We start from the raw sequence: 21,352 nt of genomic DNA, 5'->3' as shown, positions 1-21,352 counted from the left end.
TTGTTTGGCGCACCCCCATGAAATAGAAAACAGCTATCAATATATGTATTATACAAGGAAAAAGTGAGAATTTAGTAACTATTTTAAAATATATGGAAAATAATTCTATTGTCCCTTTTTACACTAGAAACAAGCAGTTAGAGATATATCTTCTTAGATGAAATACTTCCTGATATTACCCAAAATAGAGGCAAATAAACCAAAATAAAATAGATTTTCTAAAGTTTATTGTCGTCTGGACATGCAAAACCTACTCTCTTTTCACATAGTAATGAAGTATAGGCAAATGTCCTTGAATGTGGAGGTGGAAAGATGTCTGGAATCTTATTGTCGCTTGGAGCTTTATTAAAAGAATTAGTTTTCCTTGTATCCTATGTTAAAAATAATGCATTTCCCCAACCATTATCAGCGAGTGATGAAAAGAAATATTTACGGTTAATGGCTGAAGGAGATTCCCATGCAAGAAATATGCTGATAGAGCATAACTTGCGCTTAGTCGCCCATATTGTGAAAAAATTTGAAAATACAGGTGAAGATTCAGAGGATCTAATTTCGATTGGAACCATCGGTCTTATTAAAGGGATAGAAAGCTTTTCTGAGGGAAAAGGGACGAAATTGGCTACTTATGCTGCTCGTTGTATAGAAAACGAAATTCTAATGCATCTAAGAGCGTTAAAGAAAACAAAAAAAGATGTATCCCTTCATGATCCTATAGGTCAGGATAAGGAAGGGAATGAAATCAGCCTAATCGATGTGTTGAAGTCAGAATCGGAAGATGTTGTTAATACAATTCAATTGAATATGGAGCTTGAAAAAGTAAAGGAATATATTGATGTGCTAGATGAAAGAGAAAAAGAAGTAATTATCGGAAGATTTGGTCTTGATTTGAAGAAGGAAAAAACACAAAGAGAGATTGCAAAAGAACTTGGAATTTCAAGAAGCTATGTTTCTCGGATTGAAAAAAGAGCATTGATGAAAATGTTCCATGAATTCTACCGCGCAGAGAAGGAAAAAAAACGGAAAAATGAGTAATAACTATACATAAGGATGTTAAAAACGTGCACATTCTTATGAGAAAATATTTTGTTTTCCAATAGGATGAATTCATGAAAAAAACCTGATTAATAAGGATAGAACCTATTATAAGTATATGTTAAGAATAAAGCAGAAGGATAGCAGGAGCCACTTAGTCATTGGTTTTGATCTATAAACTAAGTGGCTTTCTAATTCCTTAATATTTAGCATAGTGTATGTACTCTGTATTGTCTGTTGCGACAGTTTTTACTACATCACCTTGCCGATTTTTATAAATTTCATATTCACGATATACCTCTACAATAAAGCCATCCTCTTCCTTCGTCTCTTCTAATTTGTATTCAAGTTCGGGAGCACCGAATATTTCATCTGTATTACTCGAAACCTCTTGATCTTCATTTGTTTGGCCATAAAAAAGAACTTGATTTTTATTGATACTGGCAGTTGGGGTTTCTATGTATGCGATAAGAGCTAAAAGGACAATAACGAATATTAAAGAGATTTTTTTCATAGCTAATCTCCTCCTTCCTTTTCATTGTATGCATGTCCTTTGGAAGTATGCTGATAAGAAAAGAATGGAGTTTTTTAGAACTGGGAAATTTAGTCATTTTAAAGCTTCATATATCATATCGTTAATAAAGGTACAGGCCTTTACTGCCATGATTGTAAAGATGGAAGATTAGTATATACGCAAGAAAAAATTATGGAGATAGCTCAAAAATTTTCAAAAACCGTAAATATTTTATAATAATTGTAATATAAATGAAATATATAATTCTTTATTTCGAAAGGATAAGAGTTAATGGAAGGGGTTGAAGACCGATGTTTATGAGACAGCTGCTATTTATCACAATCATGCTATCCGTTCTTACTATTGGACCTATTCGTGGTGAATATGACTTCAAGGTAAGTGAGGATTATGATCAAACGAATGTAACTATTTCGGAGCTAAAAGATAAGGTTAGAAATATTCAAAGCAAAGCAGACATCAACTCCTATCTAGGTAAAAACTACCAAGTAATTAGAGGGGAAATGTATAACAATATTGTGTGGAGATTTGATATATATCCTGTGACAAGCTATCAATATACATCTGAATATGACAGGATAGATATGGAAGGTTTACAGGAGGGTTTAGTGAAATATCAAGTGTTTATCAACTTTGGCGGAGATGAAAATACTATTATCAGTAAATCTATTTATTATTGTGATAACGGTGGAAATGTCCGTGAAGTTAAATATATAGACAATACAGAGAGGGAGGAAATTATTTTTTCCAGATAGTAGTTAAGAGATGTAAGTAATCTCAATTGGAACATATAGCAATCTGTGAGTTGAAAAAAAGGATTAGATAAAGTTTTCCATCTTAATTTCTCTACTTTTGTAAGTATACTTAGGCTTTAAAACAAGCAATTTTTCACCACCTTTCTATACTATTAGAAAGGTGGTGAAAAGCATGGTGAAAATTTTTATCGATCCTGGGCATGGTGGGTCAGATTCTGGGGCAGTAGGAAATGGATTAGTAGAAAAAAATATTACATGGAATATTGCTCAACAAATAAGCAATATTCTTCAGAATGAATATGAAGACATCGCTATTCTCATGAGTCGGACAGGTGATTCCACAGTGAGCTTGTCAGAAAGAACGGATGCAGCTAATAAGTGGAATGCTGATTTTTATCTTTCTATCCATATTAATGCCGGTGGTGGAACAGGATTTGAAAGTTATATTTATCCAGGAGTTGGGACACCTACTTTAACTTATCAGCAAGCGATTCATAGGCAAATAATCGAAGAAACAGGCTTTAATGACAGAGGGATGAAAAGTGCAAATTTCCATGTGTTAAGAGAAACTGATATGCCTGCTTTATTAACAGAAAATGGCTTTGTTGATACAATGTTAGATGCTAATCAACTGAAAGATAGCAACTTTATTGCAAAAATTGCAAGAGGACATGTCAATGGTTTGGAAAAAGCATTTTCGTTAACAAAGAAACAAAGCCAAACAACTATATACCGAGTCCAAATCGGGGCATTTAAAGAGAAAGAAAATGCCGATAATCTGGCATTACAGGCAAGTGGAAAAGGATTTAATACAGCTGTTCTGTTTCGAGATAGCTTTTATATAGTGCAAATCGGTGCCTTTAGTAGTAGAAATAATGCCGAACAATTGGCTGCAAAAGCAAAAGACGCAGGCTTTAATACTTTTGTTTCAAATTAGTGGTATAAGATTTTTGAAAGAATATAGAAAAACATTAGAAAATAGAACAATTGCCTAAAACATTGGAATCAAAGAAAGAATATTTTATAGAAAGAGAGGAGGGATATAAATGGTTGGTTATGGATACCCAAATCAAATACCACCTGCTGTTCCACTTGGCGGAATAGGACCAACTCCAGTTGGCTATGGAGGAGCTCCTTATCCAGCTTATGGCGGCGTATATGGTGGTGCCGGTGGTTTCTGGTATGCATTTTTAATCATTCTATTTATTGTTATTATTCTTTTTTGGGGTGTTTGGGCATTCGGCGGTTATTTTCGTTAAGTTGAACAATCTCTTAACAATGATAACGCCACTTTATCAAAATAATGGACAATAGGAGCAACCTATTGAAATGAATGTAAATGGATAACAAGCATCGTTTTACTAAATAGGGATGCTTGTTTTTTTGGTAGCCTATTACCTTAACTCGCTTCCTATTTTTGCAGAAAGAATGGAAATATTTCGATAATCAAACTATAATGACATAGTAGTAAATAAAGGGAGGAGCTGAAAGGGCTTTGAATATAAAGGAATATCAAGATACATGGGATTTAGAAGGATTATTTCCTGGAGGAAGTGATTCCCCGAAGTTTAGAGAGCATTTAGCAATATCCATGGATGAAATTGATAAATTATCAATGTATGTACATAAGTTTGAGCCTTTAAAAGAAAAAGCGGACCAAGATGTTTTACAGCAAATTGTACAACAGTTTGAAGTAGTTGTAAGAAAAGTAAGGCAGGCAGGTGCTTTTGTTAGTTGTTTAGAAGCACAGAATATGGAGGATAAAGAGGCAAGCACATTAAGGGGAAGAGTAACAGAATTAAGTGCCACATTTCAAAATGTATTAACAATCCTTGATGGGAAATTATCCTTATACAGTGATATAGAATGGGACTCCCTTTTTAAAGCAAATGAGCTGGAGGAGCTTTATTTTGTACTGTCGGAAAGAAGAACAGCAGCAAAAGAGAAATTATCAGAAGCTGAAGAAACGCTTATAAATAAATTAAGTGTTGACGGGTATTATGGCTGGGGCCAAATGTATGATACCATCGTTGGAAAAATGCAGATTCCTTTTCAAGAGGAGAAATTATCTGTCGGACAAGCAGCAAATAAATTTTCTAGCCCAGATCGTTCTATTCGTAAAAAGGTATTTTCAGAATGGGAAAAGACATGGGATGCAAATGGAGAAGTTCTTGCAAAAACATTAAACCATTTAGCTGGCTTTCGATTAAATATTTATGGAATGAGAGGTTGGAATAGTTTTTTAAAAGAACCATTAGATATTAATCGCATGCAAGAAAAGACATTACAAGCGATGTGGAATGCGATTTCAAAAAATAAACAACCGTTTGTGCAGTTCTTAGATAGAAAAGCGAAACTGTTAGGTTTAGAAAAGTTGAGTTGGTATGACTTAGATGCCCCACTAGGAAAGGTAGAAACAAAAATGCCATATCAAGAGGGTGCTGAATTTATCATTAAGCACTTTGAACAATTCGGAACAGAAATGGCTACTTTTGCAAAAAAAGCATTTGAAGATAGATGGATAGAAGCTGAAGATAGAAAAGGCAAGCGACCAGGGGGCTTTCATACTTATTTTCCAGAAAGTGCTCAATCGCGGATTTTTATGACGTATTCTGGTTCTCCTTCAAATGTCTCCACACTAGCTCATGAATTGGGTCATGGTTTTCATACCTATGTGATGAGGGATATGCATACATTAAATAGAAATTATGCGATGAATGTGGCAGAAACAGCGTCTACGTTTGCGGAGATGATTGTGTCGGATGCGGCTGTAAAAGCTGCGGCAACGGATGAAGAAAAGCTGGTATTACTGGAAGATAAAATACAGCGATCCATTGCATTATTGATGAATATTCATGCTCGCTTTTTATTCGAAACTAAATTTTATGAAGAGCGTCAAAATGGTCTAGTTCGCAAAGAGCGATTAAATACATTAATGCTGGATGCTCAAAAAGAAGCATATGGAGAGGCTTTAGCAGAATATCATCCTTCTTTCTGGGGGTCAAAGTTACATTTTTATATTACAGGTGTACCTTTCTATAATTTCCCTTATACATTTGGGTTCCTGTTTTCTCTAGGAATCTATGCAAAAGCTATAGAAGAAGGAAAAGGATATGAGGAGAAGTATATTGCTTTATTAAAGGATACTGCAAGCATGACAGTGGAAGAATTGGCATATAAGCACCTCCAAATTGATTTAACAAAAGAAGCTTTTTGGAACAGTGCTATTCAGCTTTGTATCAATGATGTAGAAGAATTCTTGAAGTTAACAGCTGAATAATAAATCGAACGTTTGTATTTTTGAAAAAAGCAATGGACATGTATTATAGAAAAGATAAAATCGAGAGACCTCATCATCTAGCATTTTACAGCTGTATGATGAGGTCCTTTGTTTTCATTATAAAAGGCTAAATGCCCTTCGTTAGAGCAAGTTAAATCTTTCTCCATTTAAAACTTCCAATCATTAATATGGAGAGAATGAGCATAAGAAATAAGTAAATGTGTGGCGGTAGGAAAGCGAGCCATAGACAGCTAAAGGTTAAGATACAACCAGCTGCCGTTATCGGTAAGCCTGTAAAAAAGCCATGGCTTTCTGTAATATTAAATCGAGCTAATCGAAAAGCTCCACATACAATATAGAGGACTGTAAAAAATGAGCCTGGTGCCCCTAATTCAAATAGTACTCCTTGGTATACTAATAATGCTGGTGCCACTCCAAATGAAATGATATCGCTCATGGAGTCAAGCTGTTTACCAAGTTCAGATTCAATATTAAACTTTCTGGCAGTCATTCCATCAAGTCGATCTGCTAATGCAGCAATAAAAATAAGTAATAGACTTAATTGGAGATGTCCTTTTAAACTATAAATAATGGCAAAAGCACCTAGAAAAATATTTGTTAAAGTTAAAACATTAGCTAGTTGTGTTTTAATTTTCTTAATTGTTTGTTCTAAAACTTCATGTAAAAACATTAGATTCACTCCCAGTATGAAATGAATTTCATACAACTATTTTTAATATAATCATATATAATTTTAATGTAGTATATGAATATTCGTAAAGAAAAATTTTATTCATTGGAGGATTGCTTTGTTGAAAGAAACAATGTATCGACTTTGTATCGAACTAACAAACGGAAGATGGAGTTCCTATTTAATTAAGAAATTTGCCTGTTCTAGAAGGAGTCGTTTTATTATCCCTTCTTTTGCAAAGGTTTACCAAATAAATATAGAAGAAATGGAAAAACAATTAAATGAATATCGGTCGCTGCATGAATTTTTTATTAGAAAATTAAAAGCAAATTGTCGAGAGATTCATGCAGCTCCAGGAGAAATAATTAGCCCTGTTGATGCAGTAATTGAAGATATTGGGAAAGTTAGGAGCGATTGTACTATTTTAGTTAAGGGAAAATCGTATTCTATTCATGAAATGCTTGGAGATGAAAAAACGGTTAATAAATATGTCGATGGGACGTATCTTATTTTTTATTTAAGTCCTAGTCATTATCATCGAATTCACTGTCCTGCTACAGGTACCGTTACAAACTGTTGGACACTTGGAAGTAAATCGTACCCTGTTAATAATTATGGATTAAAGTGGGGGAAATCTACCCTTTCTAAAAATTATCGGTCTATAACAGAAATCCAGGCCGAAGAAGGAAATAGTATTTGTATGGTGAAAGTTGGAGCAATGTTTATTAACTCAATAGTACGGAGCCATAAAAAAGACCGTCTAGTACAAGGAGAGGAAATGGCCTATTTTTCTTTCGGATCAACAGTTGTGTTACTATTTGAAAAAAATACATTTATACAGAAGGACTTTCCTTCTCTACCATATCCGGTTAAAATAGGAGAGGTTATTGGAGAACATAGTAACGTAGATACATTGAAGGCTCAATAAAATGAAACTACAACTGCCTTTTAATGTGTGTAACTGGAAAAGTATGAATCATTTTGGTTTTCTTTAGAATAAATGCTTGTGTTGTTTATTTCTTGCTAGGATAGAAAAATTTACGGGGAATGACCAAATATTATTAAAAGAAAAACAGCCTAATTAAAGGCTGTTTTCAAATGTATAGATGGTTCTATCGCTTTTCACTTATTCAAGAGGAAACTTTTATCTTGTTGCTTAAAGAACGTCGGTGAATTTCAGTTTCGATGAGACGAATAAATTCAGGGCTTAAATTTAGTTCCCTAGCTTTATGGTATGACTCAATCAGTAATTCATCTGACAGTTTTCGCATGCCAGAAACACCTCCATTCGAATAAATAGTTAGAACTTTTAGCAAGAAACAAATATATAAATGTGGTTGTCTTCAGTGCTGAAAAAGGTGTTCATTCTTCTTCTGAGGTAAAATTAGTGTTTTAAAAAAGTGGGTACCATACATACTAAATATACATATTCGACATAGTTTTTTTGAAATACATGGCTTGTCCAATAAAATAGATAGTAGGATTTACACTTTTTGTTTTTCTTCCTTTTTCTGCAAACTGTCTTGGAAGTTTATAGGATATTATTCTGTATCCTTACTTTAACAAAAATAAACATAGAGAACAACTGTTCGTTTATCCACAATGATTAGTGGATAACCTGTGATTATTTTGTTGAGAAGTATGTGGATGACACATAAATCAATGGGTATTATGTGTATAATGTTATCCACATATGTTGAAAAATGCGTTTTTTGTCGAAAATTATTTTGTTATTATCAAAAAAAGAATGGATAGGGTATCTTCTTTAAGAAGAAAAACGGTATAATATTATTTTCTTCTACCGTAAAAATGGTTACCATAAAAGAACAAGAAATATTGGAAAAAGCATAGAAATGAGAGAGTTAAGAGGTGTTTTTTTAGTGTTTAATCAATTTTTGCCTAATCAGTTTGTTAAAAATATATTTGAGATTTCTCCAGAAAGCTTAAAAGAAAAAGGAATTAAAGGGATTATCACTGATTTAGATAATACGTTAGTGGAATGGGATCGGCCACTTGCAACACCACAAATTATCGAATGGTTTGCAGAAATGAAGAGAAATGACATTAAAGTAACAATTGTTTCTAATAATAAAGAAACGAGAGTAAAGTCGTTTTCAGATCCATTGCAAATTCCTTTTATTTTTGCTGCGCGCAAACCACTTGGGCGAGCTTTCAATAAAGCTATCATGCAAATGAATGTAAAAAAAGAAGAAACGGTTGTCATTGGCGACCAATTATTAACGGATGTTCTTGGTGGTAATAGAAGTGGCTTTCATACTATTTTAGTGGTTCCTGTTGCACAAACGGATGGTTTTATGACAAGGATCAATCGGAAAATTGAAAGAAGAATTTTAAATTGGTTTCGTAGAAACGGAAAATTGACTTGGGAGGATTAATACGTGACAGAAAGAATACATTGTATTGGCTGTGGAGTTGTCATTCAGACGGAAAATAAAAATGAACTAGGATATGCACCTTCTTCTTCTTTGGAAAAAGAAGAAGTAATTTGTCAAAGATGTTTCCGTTTAAAGCATTATAATGAAGTACAGGATGTTTCTTTAACAGATGATGACTTTTTGAAAATTTTAAATGAGATTGGCAAAAGTGATAGCCTGATTGTCAAATTAGTAGATATATTTGATTTCAACGGAAGCTGGCTGCCTGGATTGCATCGTTTCACTGGGAAAAATAAGGTTTTATTAATAGGAAATAAAGTCGATCTTTTACCGAAATCGGTGAAACAGCAGAAAGTTATCAATTGGATGAAAAAAGAAGCAAAAGATTTAGGGTTAAGACCTGAAGATGTGTATCTCGTTAGTGCAGAAAAAGGAAAGAATGTGAAGGAAGTATTAGACGCAATTGAATATCATCGTCATGGAAAAAATGTTTATGTGGTTGGCTGTACGAATGTTGGGAAATCGACATTTATTAATCGAATTCTTAAAGAGGTTTCTGGCGAAGAAAATGTAATCACGACTTCCCATTTTCCTGGTACAACCCTAGATATTATTGAAATTCCATTATCTGATGGCAAATTTTTAGTGGATACACCTGGAATCATTAATCACCATCAAATGGCTCATTTTGTTGATAAAAAGGATTTAAAAGTTATTACTCCGAAGAAAGAAATTAAAGCGAGAATTTTTCAATTAAACGATAAACAAACACTTTTCTTTGGCGGACTAGCTAGATTTGATTTTGTAAAAGGGGAGCGTAATAGCTTTGTCTGCTATTTTTCCAATGAGATAACGATTCATCGTACGAAATTGGAAAATGCAGATGAATTATATAATAAGCATGCAGGGGAATTATTGACTCCACCGAATAGAGAGCAAATGGATGATTTTCCAGAGCTAGTAAGACATGATTTCTCGATAAAAGAACCGAAGACAGATATTGTTTTTTCGGGACTGGGCTGGATAACAGTTAATGAACCAAATATTCAAGTAGCTGTTTATGTACCAAAAGGGGTTCATGCAATGCTTCGTAAATCATTGATTTAAGGTATAATGAGCAATTTCAATAAGGGGAAGGGAGAGCGGTATGAGGAAGAATTATGCAGTAATTGGCGATCCAATTCAACATTCGATGTCACCTGCCATGCACAATGATCTTTTTCAATTCTACGGAATAGATGCTGAAATGAAGAAGATACATATAAAAAAAGAACTGCTTGAAAGTGGATTAATCGAGTTAAGAGATATGAACATAGCTGGCTTTAATGTTACCGTACCACATAAACAAGCAATCATTCCCTTTTTGGATGAACTAGACCCATTGAGTAAAGCCATTGGTGCTGTCAATACCGTGGTTTGTGAAAAAGGAAAGTGGATTGGGTATAATACAGATGGAGAAGGATATTTAAGAGGACTGTTAAAACAGCTCCCGGACTTGCCGCAGAGAAAAATAATCATAATCGGTAGTGGTGGCGCTGCTAGAGGAATCTATTTTACATTGGCTCAGTATGGGGTGCTACAAATTGACATTTGTAATCGCACACTTTCAAACGCAGCTGCTTTAAAAGACGCGTGTCCCTATCCTGTGAATACGAATATAATGGATTTTGCTTCAGCGGAAAAGACGCTTAGTGAGTATGATCTTATTATACAAACGACATCTATTGGTATGTCACCACATATTGACGATACACCTATTCAGCTAACTAATTTGAAGAGAGAAGCGCTAGTAAGTGACATTATCTATAACCCGCTCGAAACGAAAATTTTAAGTGCAGCGAAAATTAAAGGCGCAAAAACACAAAACGGGATTGATATGTTTGTTTATCAAGGGGCATTAGCATTTGAGAAATGGCAAGGATTTTTTCCGGATACAGAAAGAATGAAACAATGTGTTTTAACACAACTAGGAGGATAATACATGTTAAGAGGTAAACAAAAAAGATTTTTACGAGCAAAGGCACATCATTTAAGTCCAATTTTTCAAGTAGGAAAAGGCGGCGTAAATGAAAATATGATCAAGCAAATTAGTGAGGCTTTAGAAGTAAGAGAATTATTGAAAATTAGTATTTTACAAAATTGTGATGAAGATAAAGACACTGTTGCAAGTGAACTAGTAAATGGAACGAAAAGTGAGTTAGTCCAAATTATCGGAAATACAATCGTTTTATATAAAGAATCAAGAGAAAATAAAACGATAAATTTACCATCTTAAAGCGGTTAAGAGGCGATTTTTTTGAAAAAAGTAGGGATATTGGGTGGAACATTTGATCCACCTCATATAGGACATCTGATCATTGCAAATGAAGTGCTCCATGCAAAAAAATTAGATGAAATATGGTTTATGCCAAATCAAGAACCTCCACATAAAATAAAATCAGGGAATGTAACGAATAATCAGCGAGTGGACATGTTGCAATTATCGATAGAGGATCACCCTTCTTTCTCTATCCAAACAATTGAATTGGGTAGAGAAGGAAAATCATATACATTCGATACAATGACACTATTAGGAGAGGCTTATCCTACTATTGATTTCTATTTTATAATAGGTGCAGATATGGTAGAATATTTGCCTAATTGGTATAAAATTCAAGAGCTTATGGAAATGGTACAATTCATAAGTGTAAACCGTCCTAAATATGAACTTGAAACAGTTTATCCTGTTCAGTATGTAAAGGTTCCTGATATTAATATTTCCTCTAGCTTAATTCGTGAAAGGGTGAAGGAAGGGGAAACTATTTCATTTTTAGTAAGAGATGAAGTAAAGAGATATATTGAGGAGAATCGACTATATGAATCGTGAAGAAGCATTGCGGATAGTGAAAGAACAGATAACGGAAAAGCGTTATATTCACACAATTGGGGTAATGGAAACAGCTATTAAGCTAGCGACTAAATATGGTGGGAATGTTGAAAAGGCGGAATTGGCAGCGATTTTTCATGATTACGCAAAATTCCGCTCCAAGGATGAAATGAAAAAGATTATTGTCGGGCAAAACATGGATCCAAATCTTTTGTTATTTCATTCTGAATTATGGCATGCGCCGGTTGGGGCTTTTTTAGTAGAGAAAGAAGTAGGTATTAAAGATAAGGAAATACTTGATGCAATTCGATACCATACATCTGGTAGACCTGAAATGAGCAAGCTCGAGAAAATAATTTATTTAGCTGATTATATTGAACCGGGAAGAGCATTTCTTGGTGTTGATGAGGTAAGGGAATTAGCTGAAGTGGATTTTGACCGTGCTTTTTTACAAGCGGTGAAAAATACGATTATATTTCTAATTCGAAATAATCGAGCTGTATTTCCTTTAAGTTTTGAAGCATATAATAGTTATTGTATAAATATGGAGGTTGATTGAATGGATGAACGTACTTTATTATGGACTGCTGTAAAAGCAGCGGATGATAAAAGAGCAGAAAATATTGTTGCGCTAAATATGAAAGGTATATCCCTTGTAGCAGATTATTTCGTGATTTGTCACGGTAATTCAGACAAGCAAGTACAAGCAATTGCAAATGAAATTAAAGATAAATCTGGAGAGCTGGGTATTTCGGTTAAACGCTTTGAAGGATATAATGAAGCGAAGTGGATTTTAGTTGATTTAGGAGATATCATCGTACATGTTTTCCATCGCGATGAAAGAACCTATTACAATTTAGAACGCCTTTGGGGAGACGCTCCAGTTGAAAACATTGAAAGCGTGATTAGTCAATGAGTTATGAGCAGTTTGCCTATCTTTATGATCGTCTAATGCATGATGTACCATACGATAAGTGGGTACAGATTATAAAAAAGGCAGCAAACGATTATAAAGTGAAAGGAGCAAACCTTTTAGACTTAGCGTGTGGTACAGGTGAATTATCCATTAGGTTGTCACGGGCTGGTTTTCAAGTTACCGGGATTGATTTATCGGAGGATATGCTAAGTGTTGCGCAAGCCAAAACAATGGAAGCAGGCGAAGCTGTATTTTATATAGAGCAGGATATGTCTCAGTTAGAAGGCTTGCCTGTCTTTGATATCGTTTGTATTTGCTGCGATTCCATCAATTATTTACAAACAGACGAAGATGTTATCAATACTTTTAAAAGCGTTTATGAGCATTTAGATGAAAATGGTCTATTTATCTTTGATGTTCATTCTTTGTATAAGATGAATCATTTATTTATCAATCAAACCTATGCGGTGAATGATGAGGATGTAAGCCTTATTTGGCAATGCTATGAAGGAGACTATCCGAATAGTGTAGAACATGATTTAAGCTTTTTTCAATTGGATGACAAAACAGATATGTATCGTCGCTATGATGAACTCCATTTTCAACGAACCTATTCTTTGGAGCAATATATTGAATGGATCGAACAAGCTGGTTTTACAATACTGAAAGTAGAAGCCGATTTTTCAGAGGGCCCAATAAATGAAAAGGCAGAGCGTCTATTCTTTTATTGTAAGAAAAAATAAGCTGTTTTAAAAATGGTTTTTTCTAAAGAATTAAGAAAAAGTCTTAATAACAAGAAAGGGAAATGTTCAGCAGATAGAACATTTCCTTCTTTATGTCTTATGGTCAAAAATTTTAACGTTAGCTTATAATAATTTAATAATTTGTAATTACAGAAGGAATTCAATTAAGTAGCATAGAATGTATTGATAGCATTAGATATTTTTATGCCCTGAGACAAGATTTTTAAGGGATAGCTGGTCATCCTCATATTTGGCCTGTGTAGCTTGAAATAATTGGTTAAAGGTATCTCCTATCTCGCGTTCCAATACGTTTATTCCTTCGCCAGTGATTCCGCCCTTTACGCTTACTTTTTCCTGTAAAGTAGGTAAAGTATAATACCCTTTCTTTAATAACTCTCCTAACCCAATCAGCATTTCACTTGCTAATTTAGTGGCTGTGTCTAAATCAATTTCTGTTTCCTCCACTGCTCCATCTATGAACCTTCTAGTAAGATAACAAAAAAATGCCGGTCCACAACTGACTATATCAGAGGCAACCCTCGTAATATTATCTCCAATTTCTAATGGTGTTGAAAATTTTTCATAGAAACTCTCTAATTGTTTTTTCCATTCATCCGTACAATTGCTTCCAAAAGAGAATAAAGATACCCCTGCTAATGCTCTATTTGTAATGCTTGGAATAATCCGTGCAACAGAGCAGTTAAAGAAAGTATCAAGCTGGTCAGGGCTAATTGGACTTGTAATGGATACAACACATTTATCCTTTGTTAAAAAAGGTGTAATGTTTTGGGCGACACCATACATATCATGGGGCTTTACGCATAAAAAGATAAGATCTGTTTCTTTTGCAATTTCGATATCACTAGGGCATATATTAATGTTTGGGTAATTTTCTTTAATTTCTATCGCTTTGTCGATTGTTCGATTGTAAATAAATAAGTCTTCGGGGGAAATAGCATTTCCGTCAAGCATCGCTTCTATTAATATTTTCCCCATATTTCCTGTACCAATCATTCCTATTTTCACTTTTTCTTCCCCCCCTATAATGAGCGGTTTCTCATATAACGATATGAAGCAACAATACAAAATATACCTGAAAGGATGATTAGTTATGATGGACTGGCTTCGTAAAAATAAAAAGTTCCTTATCCCTGTTTTAGGAGGCATGCTTCTTTTATTGCTATTTCGTTTTTCCCCTCTCTTGATGCAAAAAAACGATCAAGAAGACTCCTTTCAGCAAGAAGATTTATTTGCTGCTGAAGAGGAAATGGCAGAAGAGGATACTATCGTTGAAGACAATCAAGCTACATTGATGCTAGTAGATGTAAAAGGGGCGGTTAAAAATCCAGGAGTTTATGAAGCAAGTGAGGGAGAGCGTGTGAATGACATTATTAATAAGGCAGGAGGAATTTTGCAAAATGGAGAAAAAAATGCAGTTAATTTTGCGATGAAAGTAACCGATGAGATGATTATTTATGTTCCTTATATTGGAGAAGAGGAAGAAGCTGCTATTGATGAAGCTAGCAACCAAGCAAGTCTTTCTTCTAGCGAGGGATTAATTAATATAAATAAAGCTAGTGAAACGGAATTGCTTGAATTGCCGGGAGTAGGACCGTCTAAAGCGGCCGCAATTATAGAATATCGTGAACAAAATGGAGGGTTTTCTGCGAAGGAGGATATAAAAAATATAACTGGAATTGGCGAGAAAACATATGAAAAATTGGAACCTTTAATTTCAATAAACTAAATTTTCATTATAGTAACAATGAGCCGACAGAAAGGCTAAATCAGCAATGAAGCAATCCAATAGCATCTTTTTCGCAATTGACTCAAAACATACTTCCCGATAAACTAAATGAAGAATTAGATTATTGTATTGTCTTTATTCGTTATCTAGGGGAGTGTATATAAATTGGATAGAATTTCATGGAACGAGTATTTTATGGCTCAAAGTGAGTTGTTAGCCTTAAGAAGCACATGTACAAGATTGGCAGTTGGAGCGACTATTGTTAGGGATAAGCGCATAATTGCTGGTGGATATAACGGGAGTATAGCTGGTGGCGTTCATTGTATTGATGAAGGCTGTTATGTAATTGAGAATCATTGTGTTCGAACAATTCATGCAGAAATGAATGCGATTTTACAATGTGCTAAATTTGGAGTTCCAACAGACGGGGCAGATATATATGTCACTCATTTTCCTTGTCTCCAGTGCTGCAAAGCAATTGTACAAGCAGGAATTAAAACAGTGTATTATGCTATGGATTACAAAAATCATCCATATGCACTAGAGCTTTTTGAACAGGCTAAAATTGCAACTGTACAAGTGGATAGAAAGGATCTTGATAAAAAAGAAGAGAAAAAGGTTTTTGTGGAAACTATTATTAAACAATTGAAAGAAAATAATACAGATACTGTGGATGTAGATATGTTGGAAAAAAGAGCAGTAGAATTATTTTCTATAATACCTACAGCAAAGACGTCTATTTGATCTTCCTTTTCCTTTCCCGGTCTACTGCAGTGGTTAGGAGCGATTTATGTTTCAAGCAAGGTTACTGTATTTCGCGATTTCAGCGTTTTTGGGAATATTATGTTCTTATGTTCAGCATTTATTATTTTATTTATTATTTTGCGTGTTCATAGGGTGGCTTTTATTAGCAAAAAAAGTAGCGTTAGGATCAAGTGGTTTTCTGGTTTGTGTTTTTCTTCTTTTTCTTGTTCGAGGAAGTTATGATCATCAAATAAACCACTCGAAAATAAAGGAGGGTGATGCTTCTTTAAGCATCACCTTCATAGAGCAAGCTTCGGTAGACGGGGATAGGTGGAGGACTGTTGGAAAGGATAAACAAACAAAAGAAAAACTGCTTGTCTCCTACAAAATAGATACGGAAAAAGAAAAAGCTTTCTTAGAAGAAGCAAAGGTGATAGGAAAAACGTGCATGCTTAAGGGGGGGTTATCACTTCCAACTTCCCAAAGAAATGAGAATGGCTTTAATTATAGGCAGTATCTTGAAAACAAATCTATTTATTGGATATTCTCGATAGAAAATTTAGATTTAACAAACTGTGTGAAAGAAAAGGATTTCATCTTATTATTAAAGCAGCTGAGAGAAAAAGGGATGATCTGGATTGCTAAGCATTTTTCAGAGACAACCATTCCTATTGCAGAAGCACTCATTTTTGGAGATCTTGGAATGATGGATGAGGATCTTCAAACAGCTTATCAGCGCTTAGGGATTATCCATCTATTAGCTATTTCAGGTTCACATGTTGTTGTTTTAGTAGGGATTCTTTATTTTGTGATGATCCGATTTGGATTAACGAAAGAAAGGGCTAGCACTGTTTTGCTGCTACTTTTGCCTATTTATGCGGTGCTGACAGGATTAAGTCCATCGGTAATTAGGGCTGTTCTAACCAGCATGATTTTATTAGCCAAAAATAAATTTCGTATTTTATCTCCATTGCCCATGATTGATATAATTAGTATAGTATTTTGTTTTTGTTTAATTATGCAGCCACGAATGCTTTTTAGTATTGGTTTTTTGTTGTCTTTTATCGTTTGTGTCTTCCTCATTATTTCCTTCACTCTTATTAAAGAGTATCAGTCCTCCACCGTTAAAATGTACTTCTTTACTACATTTGTGTCCGAATATGCAGTAATTCCAGTTATTTTGTACTGTTTTTTTGAAATTCCTACTTTATCCTTGCTAGCGAATCTTATTTTTATCCCTTTTTATACGGTCATTGTTTTGCCATGTTTAATCATCCTTTATGTGCTCTCTTTTCTATTCCCACAAAATCTCTCCTTATTTTCTTTCCCTTTGGATATTGTGCTAATGCTTGCAGATAAAATGGTGTTAAAGCTCGCTAGTTATCCCTTTAGCACGCTTATTTTAGGAAGACCATCTTTCTTTTTTCTATGCGCTTATATTGTCAGTTTGCCGATTTTCTTTTATTTATATGAAAACATATCAAAGAAATCGAGGAAATGGCTGTATTGTCTTCCGATATTGCTTGTTAGTCTTCAGTTTATTAATAATGCCTATTTATCAAAAGGAGAAATCACTTTTATTGATGTAGGACAAGGCGATAGTATTCTTATTAATTTGCCGAATAATAAGGGCACCTATCTTATTGATACTGGAGGTACGGTAACCTTCCCTATGGAGGACTGGCAAATGCGAGATGAGCCCTTTGAAGTGGGGGAGAATACAGTTGTTCCTTTTTTGAAAAGTAAGGGGATATATACGATTGACAAATTGATATTAACACATGGTGATTTAGACCATATTGGAGGAAGTACTGCAGTGATGGAGCAATTAAGGGTAAAAGAAATAATCTATCCTAATGTTATAGGTGAGCGTTCTGTAGAGGAAGAAAGATTATTCGCTTTAGCGGAGAAGAAACACATCCCTATTCGCTTTGTACAAGCAGGACAAAAATGGAGTGTAGGGAAGGATTCTTTTTGGGTTTTATCTCCTTTAGAGAATAAGGAGTTAACGAAGAATAATGGGTCCATAGTGATATTTGCAAAGATTTCAAATATCAAATGGCTTTTTACAGGGGATATAGAAAAAGAAGGGGAACAAGCGTTATTGCGGGAATTTCCACTTTTAAAAAATATAGATATTTTAAAGGTGGGGCATCATGGGAGCAAAACTTCTTCAACAAGTGAATTTATCGAGCGGCTAAAACCAAGGATTGCCGTCATATCAGTAGGAGAAAATAACCTTTATCATCATCCTAGTAAGGAAGTTCTTACTACCTTAAATGAAAACAAAGTAAAAGTTTTCAGAACAGATGAAAATGGGGGCATTACTTTTTATTTTTCCGAAAAAGGTGGCACATTTCATTTGCAAATTCCATAGAATATAGCAAAAGAGAATGGCTATAATTAATTGGAAAATGTCACTTAAATACCTATCCAAAAGGACCAAAAAATACTTATCTAAAATTGACATGCTACGCATTTCCTCAGCTGTCAGGACTTGACACAAATAGATTTTAGACCATTCGTGCAAACTATGAATACCACAAAGTGCACCGTTACACATTAAGTATCCTAGGCCTTAATGTGTAACGTTCATTATAGATTGAAGGAAGGTTCCTCTGATCACTTTTTTCTCGCTACTAGTTAATCTTGATAAGGCGAAAGTAACGCTTTATATAAGAATTTTCTTTGACAAGAGAGAGGTTATCAAGAGGACCTTCTTTCTGTTATTATAGGAGCAAATTTTAAAAAAAGGACAAAAAACAAGAATTTCGTATATAATAATGGTTTAGTAATAGATAAGCAATTCAAGTTTTTAGGGAATGGGGAGAAGAAATGATCGAAGAATTATGGAAAAAAATAAAGAGTAAAGATTTTTCTTTTGTCTATTTATTATACGGACTGGAGTCTTTTCTAATAAATGAAACAAAATATTTACTGTTGCAATCTTTATTAAACGAGGATGATGAGGATTTTAATTTATCTACATATGATTTAGAGGAAACACCGATAGAATTAGCAATAGAGGATGCAGAAACAATTCCTTTTTTTGGGGAAAGAAAAGTAATTGTATTAAATAATCCGTTTTTCCTGACAGCTGAAAAATCTAAGTCAAAGGTAGAACATGATGTAAAGAAATTAGAGGAATATTTGAAACAGCCTTCCCCGTTTACTACAATGATTTTTATAGCTAGTTACGAAAAATTAGATGAGAGAAAGAAAATAACTAAGCAGTTAAAAACGGCGGCATCTGTTTTAGAAGCGAAAAAATTAAATGAACAAGAATTGAAGAAATGGTTGAAACAACGTGCAGCGTATAATCAGGTTGAGATAAATGAAGACGGATTAGACACGATACTAAGTCTTGCTGGAACGAATTTATCCCTTTTAACAACGGAAATTGATAAAATGGCTTTATATGTACAAGATTCAAAATTAATAACAAAAGAAATTGTAGAAGAATTAGTTGCGAAATCGTTGGAGCAAAATATCTTTAGCTTGGTTGATAAAGTGATCTCTAAAAAAATAGATGAAGCTTTGCGGATTTATTATGATTTATTGAAGCAAAATGAAGAGCCATTAAAAATTCTTTCTATAATAGCGAACCAATTCCGCTTAATCTATCAAGTGAAGGCTCTCGCGCAAAAAGGATATGGACAACAGCAAATTGCATCGGTTTTAAAAGTTCATCCCTTTCGAGTGAAATTAGCAGCAGGACAAGCCCAGCGTTTTACAGAAGATGAATTAACAAAATGTATCCAACTATTTGCTGAAGGCGACTATCAGTTGAAAACAGGAACAATGCCTAAAAATATGGTGATCGAAATGATTTTATTTCAATTAGGACATGGGGTGTAAAAAAGGGTTGTATGCAAAAATTAAGAAAGTCATATTTTTCAAAATTTATAAATAAAGGACATAAAAAAAGACTATCTATTCGATAGTCTTTTTTTTACTCATTATGCGTTTAAAGCATTTTTTCTTTTCGCTAAACGAGATTTTTTACGAGCAGCAGCATTTTTATGAATAAGACCTTTTGCAGCAGCTTTGTCTAATTTACTAGCAGCTTCTACAAAGCTTTCATTTGCAGCAGTTGTATCATTAAGAGCAATAGCAGCTTCAGTCTTTTTAACAGCAGTACGCATTGCAGATTTAACTGTAGTGTTTTGAGCGTTACGAGCTTCACTAGTTTTTACACGTTTAATAGCAGATTTAATATTTGGCATTTACGTTCACCTCCTAAAAAGAAGCATCAAGTTCATATATAAACTCGATATATACATTCCTAAAAAACTTAAAGAACAAGTGATATTTTATCAAACGAGGACTAATAATGCAAGACTTCCTGCTAATTTGGACAATATGAATTTTTTTCGATAGAAAGGCAATGCTAATAATACGTTTATATTAATTCGATTGGAAGGGGATAACGATGGAGGAAAAACTAGATTTAAGGATGTATTCTATACGAACTGACTTAGCTATTGAGGCGAAGGATTTAGCTTTACATAATCAAAGTCTTGTTCAAAATGAACAAGACCAATCACAGCTTGATGGTGTGATTATCAAGGAAAAAGAAGAAAATGGCATTAAAATGTCCTATGTGGAAGTTACGGAAAAGGGCGAAGAAATGATAGGGAAGAAGCAAGGGAAATATTTAACAATAGAAGTATTAGGAATAAGACAGCAGGATACTAAATTGCAAGAGAAAGTAGAGCAATTATTTGCAAAAGAGTTTTCACAGTTTTTAAAGCAGAGCAATATAAGAGAGGATGCTTCTTGTTTAGTAGTTGGGTTAGGGAACTGGAATGTTACGCCAGATGCATTAGGACCCCAGGTTTGCGAAAATATACTTGTAACGAGACATTTATATGAATTACAGCCAGAAAGTGTGGAAGAAGGGTATCGCCCTGTATCAAGCTTAGCACCAGGAGTAATGGGCCTTACAGGAATAGAAACGAGCGACATAATTAAAGGAGTAGTAGAAAAAACGAATCCTGATTTTGTTATTGTAATTGATGCACTTGCCTCTCGCTCAATAGATCGTGTAAACTCTACTATCCAAGTTTCAGATACAGGAATCCATCCAGGATCTGGGGTAGGAAATAAACGGAAAGAACTAAGCAAAGAAACATTAGGAAGACCAGTGATTGCAATTGGAGTTCCAACTGTAGTGGACGCTGTATCAATCACTAGCGATACGATAGATTATATTTTAAAACATTTCGGAAAAGAGCTCAGAGAGGGAGATAAGCCGTCGAGAGCATTAGCACCAGCAGGCCTAACCTTTGGAGAAAAGCGGAAACTGACAGATGAGGATTTACCGGAAGAACACCATCGGAAGACTTTTCTTGGAATTATTGGAACATTGCCTGAAGAGGAAAAAAGAAAGCTAATTTATGAGGTGTTATCACCAATCGGTCATAATTTAATGGTAACTCCAAAAGAAGTAGATGTTTTTATTGAAGATATGGCTAACTTGCTTGCTAACGGCTTGAATGCTGCCCTCCATTCAGCAATTAATCAAGAAAATGTTGGATATAATACTCATTAAAATACTAGAAAAGTGGTTCTATCTTTCCTAGTACTTTCATATAATTTTAATAGAGTTGCTAGGAAAGTATTACTTTAATTAGTGAATAGGAAGCTT

Annotated in this window: 24 protein-coding genes; 19 read left to right on the top strand and 5 right to left on the bottom strand. The window is 34.2% G+C overall.

The features are described from left to right. The first annotated feature begins 312 nt into the window (after positions 1–312). Positions 313–1,032, top strand: coding sequence for an RNA polymerase sporulation sigma factor SigK (gene sigK, locus RTL21_RS03380; RefSeq protein WP_312093321.1), 720 nt, complete (start codon positions 313–315; stop codon positions 1,030–1,032). Positions 1,033–1,231: 199 nt separating this feature from the next. Here sigK and RTL21_RS03375 read toward each other — a convergent pair whose 3' ends face one another. Continuing rightward, a complete protein-coding gene (locus tag RTL21_RS03375) occupies positions 1,232–1,546 on the bottom strand; it encodes a hypothetical protein (protein WP_312093319.1) in 315 nt (104 codons plus the stop codon). 311 nt (positions 1,547–1,857) lie between these two features. Between RTL21_RS03375 and RTL21_RS03370 the strand changes: the two genes are divergently transcribed. The 4 genes from RTL21_RS03370 to RTL21_RS03355 all read left to right on the top strand — a co-directional run bounded on the left by RTL21_RS03370 (position 1,858) and on the right by RTL21_RS03355 (position 5,599). Beyond that, on the top strand, positions 1,858–2,319 hold the full coding sequence (locus RTL21_RS03370; RefSeq protein ID WP_312093317.1) for a hypothetical protein: 462 nt from the start codon (positions 1,858–1,860) through the stop codon (positions 2,317–2,319). A gap of 172 nt (positions 2,320–2,491) precedes the next feature. Then, positions 2,492–3,256: an N-acetylmuramoyl-L-alanine amidase gene (locus RTL21_RS03365; RefSeq protein WP_312093315.1), complete on the top strand. Its 765-nt coding sequence runs from the start codon at positions 2,492–2,494 to the stop codon at positions 3,254–3,256. Between the two features lie 109 nt (positions 3,257–3,365). Further along, positions 3,366–3,578, top strand: a complete 213-nt coding sequence (locus RTL21_RS03360) for a sporulation protein YjcZ (protein WP_312093313.1) — start codon at positions 3,366–3,368, stop codon at positions 3,576–3,578. A 236-nt stretch (positions 3,579–3,814) separates the two neighbouring features. After that, a complete protein-coding gene (locus RTL21_RS03355; protein WP_312093311.1) occupies positions 3,815–5,599 on the top strand; it encodes a M3 family oligoendopeptidase in 1,785 nt (594 codons plus the stop codon). A gap of 151 nt (positions 5,600–5,750) precedes the next feature. On the opposite strand, the gene pssA is transcribed toward RTL21_RS03355, so the two are convergent. Continuing rightward, positions 5,751–6,290, bottom strand: a complete 540-nt coding sequence (pssA, locus tag RTL21_RS03350; protein WP_312093309.1) for a CDP-diacylglycerol--serine O-phosphatidyltransferase — start codon at positions 6,288–6,290, stop codon at positions 5,751–5,753. A 121-nt stretch (positions 6,291–6,411) separates the two neighbouring features. Between pssA and RTL21_RS03345 the strand changes: the two genes are divergently transcribed. Continuing rightward, positions 6,412–7,218: a phosphatidylserine decarboxylase gene (locus RTL21_RS03345; protein WP_312093307.1), complete on the top strand. Its 807-nt coding sequence runs from the start codon at positions 6,412–6,414 to the stop codon at positions 7,216–7,218. Positions 7,219–7,420: 202 nt separating this feature from the next. Here the strand turns inward: RTL21_RS03345 and RTL21_RS03340 are convergent, their stop codons facing one another. Next, positions 7,421–7,561, bottom strand: a complete 141-nt coding sequence (locus RTL21_RS03340) for a sporulation histidine kinase inhibitor Sda (protein WP_016202937.1) — start codon at positions 7,559–7,561, stop codon at positions 7,421–7,423. 609 nt (positions 7,562–8,170) lie between these two features. Between RTL21_RS03340 and RTL21_RS03335 the strand changes: the two genes are divergently transcribed. The 8 genes from RTL21_RS03335 to RTL21_RS03300 are packed head-to-tail and all read left to right on the top strand — an operon-like array spanning position 8,171 to position 13,211. Further along, entirely contained in the window at positions 8,171–8,686 is a 516-nt protein-coding gene (locus RTL21_RS03335) for a YqeG family HAD IIIA-type phosphatase (protein WP_396954417.1), read from the top strand. 3 nt (positions 8,687–8,689) lie between these two features. Then, positions 8,690–9,793, top strand: a complete 1,104-nt coding sequence (gene yqeH / locus RTL21_RS03330; protein WP_312093302.1) for a ribosome biogenesis GTPase YqeH — start codon at positions 8,690–8,692, stop codon at positions 9,791–9,793. A 40-nt stretch (positions 9,794–9,833) separates the two neighbouring features. Then, a complete protein-coding gene (aroE, locus tag RTL21_RS03325) occupies positions 9,834–10,664 on the top strand; it encodes a shikimate dehydrogenase (RefSeq protein ID WP_312093300.1) in 831 nt (276 codons plus the stop codon). Positions 10,665–10,667: 3 nt separating this feature from the next. Beyond that, positions 10,668–10,961, top strand: coding sequence for a ribosome assembly RNA-binding protein YhbY (yhbY, locus tag RTL21_RS03320; RefSeq protein WP_312093298.1), 294 nt, complete (start codon positions 10,668–10,670; stop codon positions 10,959–10,961). A 21-nt stretch (positions 10,962–10,982) separates the two neighbouring features. Continuing rightward, the gene (locus tag RTL21_RS03315; RefSeq protein WP_312093296.1) at positions 10,983–11,552 is read left to right on the top strand and encodes a nicotinate-nucleotide adenylyltransferase; all 570 of its coding nucleotides are present in this window, start codon (positions 10,983–10,985) and stop codon (positions 11,550–11,552) included. Continuing rightward, on the top strand, positions 11,542–12,111 hold the full coding sequence (yqeK, locus tag RTL21_RS03310) for a bis(5'-nucleosyl)-tetraphosphatase (symmetrical) YqeK (protein WP_312093294.1): 570 nt from the start codon (positions 11,542–11,544) through the stop codon (positions 12,109–12,111). The genes RTL21_RS03315 and yqeK overlap by 11 nt, the downstream gene beginning before the upstream one ends. Then, complete coding sequence (gene rsfS, locus RTL21_RS03305; RefSeq protein ID WP_312093292.1) at positions 12,112–12,468, top strand: ribosome silencing factor; 357 nt, start codon at positions 12,112–12,114, stop codon at positions 12,466–12,468. After that, positions 12,465–13,211 carry a class I SAM-dependent DNA methyltransferase gene (locus tag RTL21_RS03300; protein ID WP_312093290.1) on the top strand — a complete coding sequence of 249 codons (747 nt, stop codon included), beginning with the start codon at positions 12,465–12,467 and terminating at the stop codon, positions 13,209–13,211. Before rsfS ends, RTL21_RS03300 begins: the two co-directional genes overlap by 4 nt. Before the next feature lie 192 nt (positions 13,212–13,403). On the opposite strand, the gene comER is transcribed toward RTL21_RS03300, so the two are convergent. After that, on the bottom strand, positions 13,404–14,237 hold the full coding sequence (gene comER / locus RTL21_RS03295; protein WP_312093288.1) for a late competence protein ComER: 834 nt from the start codon (positions 14,235–14,237) through the stop codon (positions 13,404–13,406). A gap of 85 nt (positions 14,238–14,322) precedes the next feature. On the opposite strand from comER, the gene RTL21_RS03290 reads away from it, so the two are divergent. The 4 genes from RTL21_RS03290 to holA all read left to right on the top strand — a co-directional run bounded on the left by RTL21_RS03290 (position 14,323) and on the right by holA (position 19,560). Continuing rightward, positions 14,323–14,958 (top strand): helix-hairpin-helix domain-containing protein, encoded by a 636-nt coding sequence (locus RTL21_RS03290; RefSeq protein WP_312093286.1) that lies wholly within the window; start codon positions 14,323–14,325, stop codon positions 14,956–14,958. 165 nt (positions 14,959–15,123) lie between these two features. Further along, a complete protein-coding gene (locus RTL21_RS03285) occupies positions 15,124–15,702 on the top strand; it encodes a ComE operon protein 2 (RefSeq protein ID WP_312093284.1) in 579 nt (192 codons plus the stop codon). Positions 15,703–15,748: 46 nt separating this feature from the next. Next, complete coding sequence (locus RTL21_RS03280; protein ID WP_312093282.1) at positions 15,749–18,079, top strand: DNA internalization-related competence protein ComEC/Rec2; 2,331 nt, start codon at positions 15,749–15,751, stop codon at positions 18,077–18,079. 458 nt (positions 18,080–18,537) lie between these two features. Next, positions 18,538–19,560, top strand: coding sequence for a DNA polymerase III subunit delta (gene holA, locus RTL21_RS03275; protein WP_312093280.1), 1,023 nt, complete (start codon positions 18,538–18,540; stop codon positions 19,558–19,560). Positions 19,561–19,661: 101 nt separating this feature from the next. Here holA and rpsT read toward each other — a convergent pair whose 3' ends face one another. Further along, complete coding sequence (gene rpsT, locus RTL21_RS03270) at positions 19,662–19,928, bottom strand: 30S ribosomal protein S20 (RefSeq protein ID WP_016202952.1); 267 nt, start codon at positions 19,926–19,928, stop codon at positions 19,662–19,664. Between the two features lie 206 nt (positions 19,929–20,134). On the opposite strand from rpsT, the gene gpr reads away from it, so the two are divergent. After that, on the top strand, positions 20,135–21,256 hold the full coding sequence (gpr, locus tag RTL21_RS03265; protein WP_312093278.1) for a GPR endopeptidase: 1,122 nt from the start codon (positions 20,135–20,137) through the stop codon (positions 21,254–21,256). Positions 21,257–21,352: the final 96 nt, after the last annotated feature.

Source organism: Niallia sp. (assembly GCF_031978665.1).
Classification (GTDB): Bacteria; Bacillota; Bacilli; order Bacillales; family Cytobacillaceae; genus Niallia.
The sequence above is the reverse complement of the archived record's forward strand: the minus strand, read 5'-3'. Positions and strand labels throughout refer to the sequence as shown.